This is a genomic window from Arthrobacter sp. YA7-1, from assembly GCF_025960325.1.
Lineage (GTDB): Bacteria > Actinomycetota > Actinomycetes > Actinomycetales > Micrococcaceae > Arthrobacter > Arthrobacter bambusae_A.
This window is the reverse complement of record NZ_CP110114.1, coordinates 3944142-3959036: the sequence shown is the minus strand read 5'-3', so window position 1 is coordinate 3959036 and position 14895 is coordinate 3944142. Positions and strand designations below refer to the sequence as shown.

Below are 14895 nucleotides of genomic sequence, written 5' to 3'. Positions count from 1 at the left end.
ACCTGATGAGAACGTCCACCTGATCCGGGGTTCCAAGGCAAAGCCGTGGCCTTGGTGGAGGCGGCGAGCCGGGCTCGTGTCTCTGCGGTTACGAGATGACGTGGCGTGTAGCGTTTAGGGCACCTTCACCGGGCATTTAATCGGGCGGGTCACACGGGAATCAGAGAGTGCCTGCACATCGGTTTTCTCGAAGCTCAGGCGTGAAGGTGGCGAGCTGTCCGGCGGAGGACCGGCTTACGGACGTCACCGAGTTCGGTGCCGTGGCCAGCAGGGGGATGGTTTTGAACACGGGTCCTGTGGTTTCGTGCTCCGCGTGGCTGTCGAGCAGGGAGGTGCATGTTGCTACTGTTCAGATGGTGGGAAGAACTTGGGCGGGGTTTAGGAAGAAGCGGACGCCGCACGAGGTGTGGTCAGAGTGGAAAGCCGCGGATGAGGCGGGGGACTCCAGCCTTGCGACAGTTCTGGCCTCCGAGCTGCTGGAGCTGACACCTGAGTCCTATTACAGCTGGTTTCAGGCCGGTCTGCTGTCCAAAGCCCTTGGCAACTGGCCGGAAAGCCTGGACCGCAACGCGCAGGCACTGAGACTCTTTACATCGAAAGATGCCGAGGAGTTCAACGGCGCCAATCCTGCTGCCTGGAACATGGGCATCGCATCAACAGCGTTGCGTGATTGGTCCAAAGCCAGGGATGCGTGGGCCGCCTACGGTCTGCATAGATTTCAAATCGAGTCCGGGCCCATCGACGTCGATTGCGGCATGGCTCCCATCCGGCTGAACCCCGACCAGGCCAGCCTCCCTCACCAGGTCCTGTTTTCGGTTGGGGAGACTGAGGTGGTTTGGTGCTGGCGCCGGAGTCCGGCCCATGCAATCATCGCGAGCGTTCCCCTGCCGGAGTCCGGCCATCGTTTCCGAGATACGGTGCTTCACGACGGGGAACCCAAAGGGACCCGGAGGCTCGATGGACAGGAGGTTTCGGTCTTCGACGAGCTGGGACGTCTTGAAGATTCCGGTGTTCCTACATGGCAGGCGCAGATAGTGGGTGCGACCGATGAGGATATCCAGGCGCTGTCGGAGCTCCTCGGACAGCGGGGGCTGGGGCTCGACGATTGGTCTGGAATCCGGCTGATGTGCTCGAAGTGTTCGCACGGCGCACCCGATGACGGACACGAACACATCTCCTCCACTTCAGAGGATGCGATACGACTTGGCCTTGCAGGGCACGAAGCCGACCTCGGCAGTGTTATTGACGATTGGCTGGCCGGCAGGCATGGCATCGACGTGCTCGCCCTCGACCTGCTCTGGTAGTCCGCAACGTCCGGTCAGCCGATTCAGAGAACTCGGCGGATGCGGCGGCGCGATAGCCTCGGGTGCTCCCCTGATTAGACGGCCCAATCCGCAGCGTCCGGTGAGGGATCCCTTACCGGGCACCCCACCGGCGCAACTCGAGCCCGGCTGCACCACATAAGATGCACGGCTACCTCCACTTGCCGGGGCTTCCGGCAAGGAGCTTGACGGAATCATTTTCAGGGCGAAGACCCTGGACTTGCGGATTCTCCACGACCTGACAGTACAGCCGTTGCTAGCCTGTCCAGCGACTCCGGTCTTGCGGCGAGGTCCACGTTGCCCTCGTCTGTCAGTAAGGTCACGGATTGGTACCCGTATACCGGCATATATTTGCGCTCCTTGCCGGCGACTTTCCGGCGCTCCGGAAGGACTTCCTGCACTTTCAACTCCGTCGGCCGTCCGGATGGCTCCAGGTTGCCGTAGACTGCGGGCTGGAACCGGATGGATCCCGCGCCGGGCGTTGCAATGCCTTGGTTCCAGATACCGCTGAGCGAATCTGGACGGGAGTCCGGGTAGCGGATAAAAGCCCTGAACTGGCCGTTTTGGTCGAGGCGCTGCTTGGTCTTACGTACATTTCGTACGTTGAACAGTGCGAAAAGCCAGTAGACCAAGGTGTTCGTGAAAGTCCTGAACAGGACGGTTGCAGGGTCGCCTGCATCAAAGACCAGCCAAGCAGAGGCTACCAAGACGAAGACCAGAACGTAACCGAACGCCAAGGTCAGATACGGGTGCCCCCGGACCCACTTCTTCATTACGACCTTCCCGTGCGGGGGCGACTGGCACTCATCCGACCTGAGCCTGGTCCAAGGCCCTATTTAGCCCGTCGATGTCATCTACGTCGTAGAAGGCGACCGCCTGTCCCATGCCGAGGCTGAAAAAATCGAGCCCCGTATTCTGGTACATGCCCAAAAGGCCCATAAGGCCTTGGTATCCGAACGTCACGCTTACATGCCGCCCGTCCCTGGCCCGGTCCACCTTTGTGGGCATCGCGATGACTGGGGAATCGGCTACTGACCTGTCCCCCGTGCAGACGATGGCACGCGAATTGGTCAGGCCGTAGATCGTTGCTCTCTTCCGCCGCTTTTTGAAGATGAAACGCCCGAAAATGAAGTAGAGGCCCACCAGAACAAAGGGAATGCCCCAGATGACAAAAGGGGCTGCCTGACTGTCGTAATGGCCGCAACCTCCCAAAGGACCGCAAACCCTCCCCAGAGGACACTGAACGGCACAAGGAAGGCGTCAGCCGAAGTGAAGCGAACCCGCGGATCCGGTTGTCCCACCCACAACAATCGCTCACCTTGGCGGAGGAGGGGAAGGAGGCGGCTTCGTGGATCGTTCATGCCGGAAGTCTTGCACAGCCCGCTCCCTACTGGAATGGGCGGCACTACCGAAACCTCGAGACCGAGATTCGCATGCCTTACGGCGCCCGTAAGCCGATTGTCATATGGGACAGCAGCTCCCGACGGCCAGGCCCACGCTTGCGCCATCACCCGACCTCTTTCTTCTTCCGTCGACCGAAGAACTCGCAGCTGATTGCCCGTCACTACCGGACTCGCCTAAGAGGTCTTGGAATCATGGTGGCCTCCTGTTCGGCAGTATCGGCGAGACTACTGTGGGCTGCCGCCCCTCCGGACGAGCTGAGAGTCCTCGAGCCGATGGTGACCAAAACCGCCCTGATCACACTTCTGGCAGTCCTGGGTAGGGTTTTACCTCCGGGTGTCCGCGATCACCCGTTACATTTATTGGGTCCCCGAGAGCCGGGGATTTGGTCGCTGGACCCGGTATGACTTTCTTGCCCTGTCGCTGATGATCCGGGGGGTGTTGTCGCCGGATCCGGAGACACGCGTTGACTGCTGATAGGGACAGGGCCGGCCCTTTTGAGGGAGAGGTCTCTTTGTAACGTGGGTGCCAGCATCGGGTGTCGTGACTGCGGCCAGAGGACGCGAAGGGGCGCGTATGGACGAGGAATTCGCTGTTTTCTGCGGGCTGGATGTCGGGAAATCCGAACATCACGCGACCGCCCTGGACCGCTCGGGCGAGCGGATTTTCGACAAGCCCTTGCCGCAGGACGAGGCCAGGCTCCGTGAGTTGTTCACCGGCCTGCAGCAACACGGCAGGGTGCTGGTGATCGTTGACCAGCCCAACACCATCGGCGCACTGCCGATAGCCGTGGCTCGGGACTGCGGGGCCACCGTGGCCTACCTGCCCGGATTGGCCATGCGCAAGGCCGCGGACCTGTATCCGGGCAAGTCCAAAACCGATGCCCGGGACGCCTTCATCATCGCGGACACGGCCCGATCGATGCCCCACACCCTGCGGTCCGTGGACCGGGACAGCGAAGTGCTGGCGGCGTTGAAGGTGCTCTCCGGTTTCGACGCTGACCTGACCCACGAATGCACACGGGCGATCAACCGGCTGCGGTCCCTGCTCCTGCAGATCTTCCCCGCCCTGGAGCGCGTCTTCCCCGGCACCGTCCTGACCAGGACCCTGGTACTGGAGCTGTTCATCAAATACGCCGGGCCGACCGGGCTGCGGGCCGCCGGGCGCGGAAATGTGCTGCGCTGGGCCAGGAACCACAGCCGGAAAGACCCCGCCAAGCTCATCGACGCGGTCTTCACAGCCCTGGATGAGCAGACCGTCACCGTGATCGGCACCGAGGCCGTTGAACTCGTGATTCCACGCGTCGCAGCCCAGATCAAGGAACTCAAAGAGCAGCGGGCCATCGTCGCCGCCGAAGTGGAAAAACTCCTGGATGACTTCCCTCTTTCCACGGTCTTGATGTCCATGCCGGGAGTCGGCATCAAGACCGCCGCAACCATACTCCTGAGCATCGGCGACGCCAGCACCTTCACCTCCGCAGGCCACCTTGCCGCCTACGCAGGCATCGCACCCGTCACACGGCGTTCCGGCACCTCGATCCGCGGGGAATTCCCTGCCCGTTCCGGCAACAAACAGCTCAAGAACGCGCTCTTCAGATCCGCCTGGATCGCCAGCTGCCACCACCCGGCGTCCAAGGACTACTACGAAAAGAAACGGGCCCAGGGAAAGAAACACAACGCCGCGGTCATCTGCCTGGCCCGCCGCCGCTGCGACGTCATCTTCTCAATGCTCAAACACGGCACCCTCTACGAAGAAAAACCCGCCCAGACCGCTTGACGAAAAACATAGGGACACCCCCCGATTGGCGTCACCTTCCACGACACGACGCGACATCGTTCATCGCGGTCATTGGAACGATCGGCATGGCTGTCGCCAGTATCCCGGCTCTCCGTGAGGCTATTGAGGATCCGGAGAACCTTGGTGTGGGGCAGGTCTAGCGGGCCAGATGGTCAGGGCACGTCCTGCGTCCTGTTCGTACACGATGCTGTCTTCATCCGAGCGTTCAGCGCCTTGGTTCCCGCCGGTTCCTGGTTGGTCTATGCTGCGGTTTGCGGCCATTGCACGCAGGCTGAGATGTGGTGCCGGGCGGGCTCCCAGCGTGCTTCCCCCGCTGACGTCAAGGGTGGCGCCCGTGGTCCGGGAAGCGTGAGCGGAGAGTAGGAACGCGACAGCCTCGGCAACGGTCTCGGGGTCACTGATCCCGCCGAGCACGGCGAAGGTGGACAGGTATTCGCGGACCTCGTCGATACGGAACGCGCTATGCCCGTTGTCGGTAAACCCGGGGATCACGGTGTTGATCCGGATCGCGCGTGTTGCGAGCCATTCTGCCGCGTTCATTGTGAGGGACTCGATCGCGGCCTTGCTCATGGCATAGACGATGTCGCCAGGACTTGAGAAGTGTGCGCCTGCAGAGGATACGTTCACGATGCTGCCACCTGGGTGCATCCGGGTGACGAGCCGCTGTGTTAGGAAGAATGGGGCCTTCACGTTGAGTGCAAAGTACTCGTCGAACTGAGCCGGCGTCGCGTCGGAGAACGACGGACCGAGGAGTTTCGCGGCGTTGTTGACGAGGGCATGTAGAGCATGTGTCGGTTGCGAACGGAGGAGATCGTCGACTGAATCCACAAGTTGACCCACTCCTTCCTCGGTTCGTAAGTCAGCTTGCACCATCGAGCATGTGCCGCCGAGTTCCCCAACTTCGCGTTGAAGTTTCGATGCCCGGTCGGAGTTGCTCGCGTAGTGAGCGATGACTACCGCGCCGCCGACGACGAGCCGATGGACGATTGCAGTGCCGATGCCTCCGGTGGCGCCGGTGACCACGGCGACATGCTGCGGATGCTCAGCCATGTTGCGCCCAAATGGGGTGCATGCTGTATTTCGGAATGCGTTCGGCGCGGATCGGATCACGCATCACGGAGTTCAACTGAGGTTTCGCGTCGGACAAGCATAAGGATCGTCTTGAGTATGGCCTCAAGCCTCGCGGGTGCCTCAGTCCAGGCGTTTGCGGGACGCCAAGAGGTCCTTCGTTCCCATGCCCGCAGCGACGATGAGCCAGACGGTCTCGTCGAGATTGACCCTGTCATGAAGCAGCCCCATGTCCTTGGCTTCATCGAGTTGTCTGAACACGAAGTCACGCCAGACGGCGAACGGATCGAGCCGTCGTTCGGGAAAGTGTTGCCGGGACTCATCCGCCAGGCGGACTCCAGCCCTGACGACAACATCGTTGGCCAGGTCGGCGCCGATGGAACGAAAGACGTAAAGCAGACGTTCGATAGGATCGCTGGTTCGTTGGTCTGCTTCCCGTTGAGTTCGTTGCATGCATTCACGTTCGTAATCCAGGACAGCCGCTCCCAGCGCGTGCATCGTGGGGAACCACATTTCGAGATTCTCGATGGGCACGTGAACGATCGCTGCGATCCGCTCAAGAGTGACGGTGGTGTAAGGTTCAGCGGCAAGCATTTCGGCGGCGGCCTGGAGAATGGATCCGCTCGATGATGCATCCTGCCCGAAGGAGCCGGCGCTTGCGGGTGCACCCGGATAGCCATAAGAGTCCTTGCTCATGGTTGCCGGGCTTCTTCGTAGGCCAATGCTGCCCGTGCCGTTACACCGGATGACGCCTTTGAGTCGACTCGAACATCGTGGAGCTGCCGGCCGGTTCCGGCGACGGTGCGGTCGCGAACGAGACGTGTAGATGTGTGAAGAGATGCGGGCACACGTGTCGGGGGAGAAGGGAGTCTGAGCTGCATGGTGCGCATCCATAGATTGCCCGCGCCTGATCTGCCTGTCTGCGCTGACTCGTAGATTGCAACCTGAGTGAGCTGTCCCATGGTGACCAAGTAATCGACGGCCGTCAGTGCGGGCCAGAAGACGGACTCCAGCCCTCCCGGTGTCCGCGCGTCTGAGGCCGGGCCGGAAAACTCGTGTTCTGCGCTAAGAGTTTGCTGGGTTGCTTTGTACGCGGTGAGCAGTGTTCGCGAAACTGTGTTCCTATAGAGCCCGCCATATACCGTGCTGCCAGCGGGCGGCGGCCACTCTGTTTCTCTTCGCGCGTCGCCGGTTGCATTTTGCGTGGACAGGGTCAGCCGGGCGCGGATGTTTCCGACCACCGCAGCGACCACAAGTGTATGCCCGTAAACGTCGATTTCGACTGCAAGCGGCACCCGGTCCAGTTCAAGCCATGGCACGCTGCCGGATCTCAAGTCAACACACTGAACCCAGCAGTTTCCCAGCACCCCTGGGAAGTCGACCGGGTCCGATTGTTCAAGGAGCACCAAGGGAAGAACGATTGCGTCGACGGAACTCAGGTGTGCGACGCGGACACCACCGTCGGGGTTAGTCGACCAGTCCTGCGGATACACAACCGAACCTACGGCTTCGAGTGGGTGCCCTGGTCTCCTGCGGCCGGAGGCTTCCACCAGGTGTGACACCCGGCGGTAACCCGCAGCGAAGTAGCGGCCGTTTGCCGGCCCAAGAGCCTCCTCGATCGAAACCCCAATCATGCTGCTACGTTACAGACCTATCTGTATTTTTAGAAGCATTTTCCCGGCTGTGTGCCGAGGGCGCTTGATAAGGTTACGTAGTGACGAATAATCAAACAGGGCGCCCTTTCGTCCCGGGCATTACGGAAGCCCTGATCCAGGCCGCTGAGCGGATCATGGTAACCGAGGGTTTCTCGGGACTCTCCATTGACGGGCTCGTCACGGAGGTGGGCACGACAAGGCCTACGTTCTACCGCCGGTACCCCAGCATCGCCCATCTCGCCTTCGAGGTCATTGAGGCCCGTTTCGGAACCGGCATGCAGGTCGACACCGGTTCACTATACGGAGATCTCCTGAAGCTTCAGCGTGAGGATATCGCCATGTTCGCTTCTCCGCTTGTCCGAAACAACCTGCCTGGACTTCTGGAATCTGTTCGCACGGACCCGAGGGTGCGCGACAGGTACCGTGACGATTTCGTCGGCCCGCGTCGCGCGAACGTCGCGAGAGTGATAGCTGCGGCAGTCGAACGTGGGGAGTTGGCCGACCGGAGCGTCGACGTCGATATGGTGTGCGACCTACTTGTTGGCCCTATCCTGGCTCGCACCTTGCTGCCCGTGGCGGTGTCCGCCGATGACCGTCTCGCCCGGCAAACCGCACATTTTGTAGTGGGCTATCTCCAATCGACGGTCGTGGAGTGACGGAACCCCACTAGCAGCTGATCACGACCGATCGCACTGTTGGCTTGACACGGCTGGGCTTCTCTTTGCGGCGCCGAGGGTGATGTGTCGATCGCTTCGTCCGGATACTGAGTCGTCATGCGTCACGACGATCACGGCTTTGCCGGCCTCGGCCAGGGTTCTGGTGAGGGTCAGGACATGGTCGCGGTTGGCATTGTCGAGGGAGCCTGTTGGTTCGTCGGCAAGGATCATCTGGCACGGTTTGAGGATGAGGCGGGCAATGGCGAGACGTTGTTGTTCTCCGCCTGAGAGTTCGTAGACTTTGCGATTCGGGTCAAGGTCGAGGCCTACCCGTTCCATCGCGCTTGCCCGGGAATCGCTTTTTTCCTTGCGCGTTCCCGGGGTGTAGGTTTGTGCGATCTTGAGGTTTTCGGTCACGGTCGCGTTGTCGATCAGGGCGTAGTTCTGAAAGAGATATCCAAGGCGCAGCCTCAGGTGCAAGCGTGCGCTGCGGCTACCCGGGTGAGGGGCGCGGCGGCCGAATAACTTGATCTCGCCCCTGTCAGGCCGATCAAGCAGGCCAAGCATGTTAAGGACGGTTGTCTTCCCGCTTCCGCTTGGACCTGTAATAGCGACGATCTCGCCTGAGTGCACCTTCAAGCTCAGGTCCGAGATGATTTCATGGCCCCGGAAACCTTTATGGACATTCAGGAATTCGCATACGACGTCGGACATTAGAGTTCCCCTTTCAGGATGTTGGGAGTGCGCCGCCGTTCTGTGAGCCACAGGACTCCTACAGCGACCAGGCCCTGAACGGCGCTGACGGCAACAGCCGCGGTGAGCGTGGAGAGCGGCCCGGTGTCGGCAAAGGAGAACGGCCGGAAACCGGCCAATACCAGCCCGGAACCGAGCACGGCCTGGACAGCCCACACAATTGCTCCAAGCTTGATGAACTCGCGGTAGCGCCTCCATGTTGACAGGCCGAACAGGCCGCGGACGACGATCCTGCGCGCGAACCGCTCGAACGCGATCGTCAATGTCTGCGCGGTGACAATGATGAGCAATACCACCAGAGCGGCCAGCACGATCGTGGTGTTGCGGAGGCTCTCCTGGAGGTGGCCGATCTTGGCGAGCTGATATTCGTTGATGGTTACCAGGTGACGCAGGTTGTCGTCCAAGCTCAGCCTTTTGAGCAGGGGCCGGAGGGCTGTGATCGTGGCCTGGGAGCTCCCTTCTACCAGCGGGACCTTCAGTCCGGCGCTGGCGTCACCCGTGACGGCGTTGAGCCGGTCCACCCCCAGGCTGTTGGCCCGGGTGATCACTTCAACGATGGGGTCCTCCACCGAGCCGCCGGAGGAGGTGGCGACGTCGGGGTTGAATGTGAAAATTCGCTGGCGGTTGTCCGTCCAGATGATCCGCACGCGGTGATCTTGCGCAGCGATGCTCTTGTCGCGGTGGAAGATCGTCTTCTCGGCGGAGAATGCGCTATCGCGTTGGGCCCGGAAATATGCGGTGATCTCTCGTTCCTGGGAGCGGAATTGCTCGGGCACGAGCAATATCCACGACGATTCACTCTCATCGACCGTGACCGGCCGGCCGTTTGCGTCACGGATCGGGTATGTGTGGAGGTAGGCAGGATTTACTTGCATTGATCGGTACTGGCCGGCCTGTTGACTTTGCTGGAGCGCTGTCTTTGAGAATGCGCCGGCGTACACATAGAGGGCCCCGCGGGCGGTGAGTGCGTCGTAGAGGTCGGTGGCTTGAACGATGGATGAACCGGGCTGGCCGGTCTGCAGGTCCACTGCATCGTTGCCGTTGCTCACCGGAACGAAAACACCATACCCGGTTGTCGAGGTCCAATGTTGCAGCGATTCGCGTTCATTGTTGATCGCATCCACGTTGGACCAGGCGCCCGCAGCGACCACTACAAGGGCCGACGAAGTCACAACGGACAGCGCGATTCCTGCACCAAACAAAGCTCTGGTGTCACGTCGGTTCTTCAACGCGTCCGAGACTCGCATCCTTGCCACGTACGGTATGGTCAGCAAGCTGGCCGCAATGAGCAAGCCCACGGCAATTATCTGGTCGAAGACCACAACTGCAACGAATCCGCTGTCCGCGCCAGGCAGAAGGGCCGAGATGGAAACGAGAGCGACGCCGGAAGCAGTGCCGACGACGATCACTGGCCGCCCTGTGATCGTCCACCACACCCTAGTCGCACCGTAGCCAAGCAAGCGCATCGCGCCAGCTCTCTTTGCCTCATATAACTGTCGATATACAGCAAGCACCGCAGTGAGGAGAAGCCCGACGAAAACCGCGAGTTGCAAGTAGACCGGCGGGACGTTTGTCGGGACAATCAATTGCTGATTCGGTGCGCTCAAATCCGTGGCCTCGAAGGACCGTCCGGCAATGTGAGTAGTGAGCGCGGCAGCTACTGCGTCCACAAAGGCCGCGCACCCGGCGGGCCCACACTCGGCATAGTAGGTTCCCGGCGCAGGCATCGTGTCGAACGCTGTCCGTAGTGGACGGAATGAGAAACGCTCTCCGGCCCCCAGGACACGCAGAACACCAACCGTGTTCGGGCTGGTGTCCGGTGACGCGACCGAAGCGTCGCCTTCCTGTGACTCTTGGACGGTAAGGAATCTCCCCGATGAGAGGGCGGTCCCGTCGAAGACGCGAGTATCCGGCCGGGTCAAAAGCACGTACTGAGTCACGAACGCACGGTCGTTTTCATCCACCCCAACCACCGTCCTGAAAACGTTGCTGCGAGTGGCTGCGGCTGCGCTTCTCAACGTGGACAGCACTGCATCAGGATCCGCCGCATCGCCCGGGACTGAAAACGCCTGTCCGGCATCAGCTGCCGCGCGCGCCACGGCCGTGCGTTCTTCATTGATTCCGTTCACGACGCTCACACCGAACGTTGCCGCGCATACTACGATCACCAGTCCCAGCAGGACATGTTTCATCGGCCGACCACACCTTCAACTCTTCGACATTTCCGTTCGCCGCCCACAAACAAACAAGTCGGCGGGCCCAAAAGGGACCCGCCGACCGACACCCGCTGTGACGGCATCAGCGCATCGGGGACGGCTGCTACTCAGTAGGTCGCCCAATATTGAGCGGCATTCTCGCCAGCGCCGCACTGGGTATCAGCGTTGGCCCAGCTATTGGCATTGGCATAGACCTTGACATTGTTAGGGCCGCCAATAGCCGTAGCGGAATGGTACGCGCTTGGGTGAACGTAGTGAGACCAGACGTTCTTGAACCATGGTGGTTGGAACGCGGTCCCGTAATTCCAGGTGCCGCCACCGACGTTGGTGATCGTTCCTGCGAGTGCAGGAGCTGCTGCACCGATCGTCAACACACCGACCAGGGCACCCCCTGCCAGCAGACGGTTAACATTCATGACATTCCCCATTCTTCTACCGGCCAGAGTTGGCCCTTACGGAGTAATGATTCGCTTGAGCCTTACCGATCAGAGGCCTCTTTCGATACGGATTAGTGTGTAATGTAATGGCAGTTGGAGTCAATAGCTGAGCTCGTCAGCATCCACCTCGTCAGAGCCAACAGTCTCGGGGGGCAAGCGCGGCGAATTCGGCTGGGGACTTCCGGCGCTAAATGTCACCGCTGGTGCCCTTCAATCAGTCCTCCACCGCGAAGGCATCACGCCGGTCGATCGCCCACTGCGCCCCGCCGCGCGTCGACTGTAGCGTTGGACTATGTCTTTGCTCGTCCGGCCCTCGGTTGCCCTGCACGCGGCGTGGATGGAGGCGCACAAAGAATGGGGCGACGGTCTCCGTGAAGATGGTTTCGGTTTGGTGGAGGCCGACGACGTCCGATCGTTGGAAGGATTCCGAGTGTTCGTCGATCGGCTTTTGGCCAAGGAAGCGTCGAACTGCGACGACGGCTGCACCTTTCGGTGGATCGTCGAGGACGGCGAAGTCCTCGGGGGAATCGCTCTCCGCCACGAACCCACACAGGGTGCGGAAGCCCTCGGACATGTGGGCTATGGACTCCGGCCGTCTGCCAGAGGGCGTGGCCTCGCCGCTGCAGCGCTTCGGGAGATGCTGTACTTGGCGAAGGCCCGCAACATGGATCGAGTGGTGCTGGCCTGCTTCGTGGACAACGTTCCCTCGGTGAAGACTATTGAACTTTGCGGAGGCGTTCTGAACCGAATTGTCACGACAGACCGAGGAGAAGTCGGCCGCTACACGATCAGGCTCTCATAGCGTCGAGTGATCTCTGAGAATCGAACCGACTCGGTGAACCCGAGTTTCGCCGCGATGCGTCCTGATTGGTCGCTGGTATTTGCCCATTCGGCGGTGAGTCTGAACGGCAGCTCACGGGGAGGGGGAGTTGCTCGCTGTGGCGTGCGGGCCCTGCCGCTGAGGGGTGTCGACGAGCCGGCCATCGGGTCCGAGGGTCAATCGCCTGATGGTTATGGCCTGGCTGGTCCCGCAAGGGCCAACGACGGTTTGGTCGGCGAGTTCGACGCGCTCTTGGATCACCAGTGCGCCTGCGCTCTTGAGCGTAAGGCTGTAGGCGCCCTCATGGTCTTCGGGCGGAGCCTGGACAGTGGTGAGTTCCCGGCTAGGCGAGAGTAGTTCGCAATTCGCCGCAAGGCAGAGTTCGAGGGTCGTGCCCGGGTGGACACGCAGCCAGGGCCCTGCGTCAAGCTCGACTTCCGGCGCACCCGCGGCCGGCCCCGCACAGGCACGCGGGATAGCTGGCGTGCAGGCAGAGGCCGCCGCCAGCGCACAGGCTGCAGCCGCGATCCGAAGAACCCTCGCGATGCACATACCCGCATGCTACGCCGCACGATGCCGGACGCAGTGAGGCCGCGGCATCACACCGACGCTGAACTTGTCCTACTGGACGATCGCCGATCCCGCGACGGAGCTCCTGCCCGAGGCTGGCCAACCCGCGCGGTGGGTCGATGTTCGCTCGGACTGGCGAACGTTCCATAAGCCGGATGCGGCTGTGATAGCCCGGTTTGCCGAGCAACAAAGCACTTATTGACGGCTGCGATCTGGTCTAATGTTGACCGATGATTGAACCGCGCCAACTTAGTGGGAGCGTCAGCATGCGCGTGTTGCGCGTCAGTGATGCGGCAGCGCTCGCAGCCGCATATGTGCGCAACCGGGCTTACCTTTCGCCTTGGGAGCCAATGCGGCCCGAGGAATATTACACCGAAAAATGGCAGGCGGCCGACATTGCCAAGCGACTCGTCGCGCATGAAGCCGGGGAAGGGCATCCGCTCGGCCTGTTCGACGGCGATAGACTCGTCGGCCGGTTCAACGTGGCAGGAATCGTCCGCGGTCCTTTCCAGAGCGCGGGGCTGGGCTACTGGGTGGACGGCGACTATGCGGGCCGTGGCTTGGCGTCCGCAGCCGTCCAAGCAATAGTCGACATGGCCCGCGACGAACTCGGACTGCACCGCATCGAGGCAAGCACCCTGCTCCACAACGCTGCCTCGCAGCGGGTACTGCTCAAGGCCGGGTTCCAGCACATTGGCATGGCACCGCGATACCTGCTGATCGCCGGAAAATGGCAAGACCACAACCTCTACCAAGTGGTCCTTCACGACTGACAGGCTCAGTCAGCCCGCGACCATGAAAACGTCCACCGGATCCTCGGTTTCCAGGACAAAGCCGTGGCGTTCGTAGAGGCGTCGGGCCGGACTGCCCTGGAGCACGTTGAGCCGGAACGGCCGGTGGTCCTTGGGCTCGCCCGTGATCCGACGCAGCACTCCGGCTCCAAGTCCTTGCCCCTGGAACTCCGGAGCGAGGTAGAAGTGTTCGATCCACAGAGCATCGGGTTCCGGGCGCACTGCGATGACACCGGCAACCTGCTCTTCGACGGCAACGAGCAAGGTGTGTTCCGGCTGGAACGCGTTCAAGAAGCGCTCCCGGACCCGCACGGGATCCCAACGGCCAAGCCGCTCCAGATCGGGTCGCATGACGACGGCGCGCAGTTCCGCGATCCAGCCGGCGTCGGAGGGCAAAGCGGGACGGAGCGAGAAGTCAGCAGGCACGGGACTATTCAACCCCATTGAGGAGTCAAGAAATGAGCACCCGCACCGGATTCCCCCGCACCCACGCGCGGACGTCCTCGAAGGCCTCGCCGTAGAAGCGCGCGTAGCTTTGCGACGTGACGTAACCCAGGTGCGGCGTCAGCACGGTGCGGGGCGCCGTGAGGAGGGGGTGGCCCGCCGGGAGGGGCTCGACGTCGAACACGTCCAGGGCCGCGCCGCCGAGCCAGCCCTCGTTGAGCCCGCGGAGGAGGGCAGCCTCGTCCACGATCGGCCCGCGGGCCGTGTTCACCAGGACGCCTTCCGGGCCGAGGAGCCGCAGTTCGTCCTCCCCGACGAGCCCCCGGGACCGCTCCGACAACCGTACGTGGACGCTCACGACGTCGGCCTCCCGGAAGAGTGCCTCCTTGCCCACCTTCCGGGCACCTGCCGCAGCGGCAGTCTCTTCCGTGAGGTTCGGACTCCAGGCGATGACCTCCATGCCAAAGGCTTTGGCGTAACCGGCGATCTTGCTTCCGATCTTTCCGAGTCCCAGCACACCTAGTGTCTTCCCGGACAGTTCGAAACCCACGGTGTCCTGCCAGTTTCCGGCGCGCAGCCGGCGGTCCTCGAACGGCACCTTGCGTGCGAAAGCCAGGAGCAGGGCCCACGTCAGCTCGGGCGCCGCGGCGGGTGAGCCGCCCGTCCCACAGACAGTGATGCCCTGCACCTCGGCCGCGCGCAGATCGATGGCTGCGTTGGCCATCCCCGTGGTGACCAGGAGCTTCAGCTTCGGCAGCTGCCGGAGGAGCCCGGCATCGAAAGTGGTCCGTTCCCGCATGGCCAGGATGATGTCGAAGTCCCGGAGGGCGTCCTCGGCATCCGCCAACGGCTCCGTCAAGACGGTCACGTCGACCCCGTCGTCGGCGAGCTCGGCCCACGGCGCATAGTCGTAGGCGACCCCTTGGTAGTCGTCGAGGATGGCAAGGCGCTGGCCCATGGAAATC

At 62.0% G+C, this 14895-nt stretch carries 16 protein-coding genes; 5 read left to right on the top strand and 11 right to left on the bottom strand.

Annotated elements, in window-relative coordinates; all coding sequences use genetic code 11:
* The first annotated feature begins 353 nt into the window (after window positions 1-353).
* Window positions 354-1304 carry a tetratricopeptide repeat protein gene (locus OIT41_RS18505; protein ID WP_241710710.1) on the top strand — a complete coding sequence of 317 codons (951 nt, stop codon included), beginning with the start codon at window positions 354-356 and terminating at the stop codon, window positions 1302-1304.
* A 218-nt stretch (window positions 1305-1522) separates the two neighbouring features.
* Here OIT41_RS18505 and OIT41_RS18500 read toward each other — a convergent pair whose 3' ends face one another.
* On the bottom strand, window positions 1523-2095 hold the full coding sequence (locus tag OIT41_RS18500) for a hypothetical protein (RefSeq protein ID WP_241710709.1): 573 nt from the start codon (window positions 2093-2095) through the stop codon (window positions 1523-1525).
* Window positions 2096-2126: 31 nt separating this feature from the next.
* Window positions 2127-2465, bottom strand: coding sequence for a hypothetical protein (locus OIT41_RS18495; protein WP_241710708.1), 339 nt, complete (start codon window positions 2463-2465; stop codon window positions 2127-2129).
* An 834-nt stretch (window positions 2466-3299) separates the two neighbouring features.
* On the opposite strand from OIT41_RS18495, the gene OIT41_RS18490 reads away from it, so the two are divergent.
* Window positions 3300-4499 carry an IS110 family transposase gene (locus OIT41_RS18490; RefSeq protein WP_264637057.1) on the top strand — a complete coding sequence of 400 codons (1200 nt, stop codon included), beginning with the start codon at window positions 3300-3302 and terminating at the stop codon, window positions 4497-4499.
* 120 nt (window positions 4500-4619) lie between these two features.
* Here the strand turns inward: OIT41_RS18490 and OIT41_RS18485 are convergent, their stop codons facing one another.
* The 3 genes from OIT41_RS18485 to OIT41_RS21035 form a co-directional block, all read right to left on the bottom strand.
* The gene (locus OIT41_RS18485) at window positions 4620-5570 is read right to left on the bottom strand and encodes an SDR family NAD(P)-dependent oxidoreductase (RefSeq protein ID WP_241710707.1); all 951 of its coding nucleotides are present in this window, start codon (window positions 5568-5570) and stop codon (window positions 4620-4622) included.
* Between the two features lie 141 nt (window positions 5571-5711).
* Window positions 5712-6284, bottom strand: coding sequence for a TetR/AcrR family transcriptional regulator (locus tag OIT41_RS18480; protein ID WP_241710706.1), 573 nt, complete (start codon window positions 6282-6284; stop codon window positions 5712-5714).
* Complete coding sequence (locus OIT41_RS21035; RefSeq protein ID WP_284763823.1) at window positions 6281-7222, bottom strand: AvrD family protein; 942 nt, start codon at window positions 7220-7222, stop codon at window positions 6281-6283. The genes OIT41_RS18480 and OIT41_RS21035 overlap by 4 nt, the downstream gene beginning before the upstream one ends.
* 80 nt (window positions 7223-7302) lie before the next feature.
* Between OIT41_RS21035 and OIT41_RS18475 the strand changes: the two genes are divergently transcribed.
* Window positions 7303-7899, top strand: a complete 597-nt coding sequence (locus OIT41_RS18475) for a TetR-like C-terminal domain-containing protein (RefSeq protein ID WP_241710705.1) — start codon at window positions 7303-7305, stop codon at window positions 7897-7899.
* A gap of 21 nt (window positions 7900-7920) precedes the next feature.
* On the opposite strand, the gene OIT41_RS18470 is transcribed toward OIT41_RS18475, so the two are convergent.
* The 3 genes from OIT41_RS18470 to OIT41_RS18460 form a co-directional block, all read right to left on the bottom strand.
* On the bottom strand, window positions 7921-8613 hold the full coding sequence (locus OIT41_RS18470; protein ID WP_241710704.1) for an ABC transporter ATP-binding protein: 693 nt from the start codon (window positions 8611-8613) through the stop codon (window positions 7921-7923).
* Window positions 8613-10844 carry a bacteriocin-associated integral membrane family protein gene (locus tag OIT41_RS18465; protein WP_264637056.1) on the bottom strand — a complete coding sequence of 744 codons (2232 nt, stop codon included), beginning with the start codon at window positions 10842-10844 and terminating at the stop codon, window positions 8613-8615. Before OIT41_RS18465 ends, OIT41_RS18470 begins: the two co-directional genes overlap by 1 nt.
* A gap of 131 nt (window positions 10845-10975) precedes the next feature.
* A complete protein-coding gene (locus OIT41_RS18460) occupies window positions 10976-11284 on the bottom strand; it encodes a lactococcin 972 family bacteriocin (RefSeq protein WP_241709371.1) in 309 nt (102 codons plus the stop codon).
* 313 nt (window positions 11285-11597) lie between these two features.
* On the opposite strand from OIT41_RS18460, the gene OIT41_RS18455 reads away from it, so the two are divergent.
* Window positions 11598-12107 carry a GNAT family N-acetyltransferase gene (locus tag OIT41_RS18455; RefSeq protein ID WP_241709372.1) on the top strand — a complete coding sequence of 170 codons (510 nt, stop codon included), beginning with the start codon at window positions 11598-11600 and terminating at the stop codon, window positions 12105-12107.
* Window positions 12108-12218: 111 nt separating this feature from the next.
* On the opposite strand, the gene OIT41_RS18450 is transcribed toward OIT41_RS18455, so the two are convergent.
* Complete coding sequence (locus OIT41_RS18450; protein WP_241709373.1) at window positions 12219-12677, bottom strand: hypothetical protein; 459 nt, start codon at window positions 12675-12677, stop codon at window positions 12219-12221.
* Between the two features lie 284 nt (window positions 12678-12961).
* Here OIT41_RS18450 and OIT41_RS18445 point away from each other — a divergent pair, with 284 nt between their 5' ends.
* On the top strand, window positions 12962-13468 hold the full coding sequence (locus OIT41_RS18445; RefSeq protein WP_241709374.1) for a GNAT family N-acetyltransferase: 507 nt from the start codon (window positions 12962-12964) through the stop codon (window positions 13466-13468).
* A 9-nt stretch (window positions 13469-13477) separates the two neighbouring features.
* On the opposite strand, the gene OIT41_RS18440 is transcribed toward OIT41_RS18445, so the two are convergent.
* Entirely contained in the window at window positions 13478-13912 is a 435-nt protein-coding gene (locus tag OIT41_RS18440) for a GNAT family N-acetyltransferase (RefSeq protein ID WP_241709375.1), read from the bottom strand.
* A 25-nt stretch (window positions 13913-13937) separates the two neighbouring features.
* Complete coding sequence (locus tag OIT41_RS18435) at window positions 13938-14888, bottom strand: D-2-hydroxyacid dehydrogenase family protein (protein WP_241709376.1); 951 nt, start codon at window positions 14886-14888, stop codon at window positions 13938-13940.
* Between the last annotated feature and the right edge of the window lie 7 nt (window positions 14889-14895).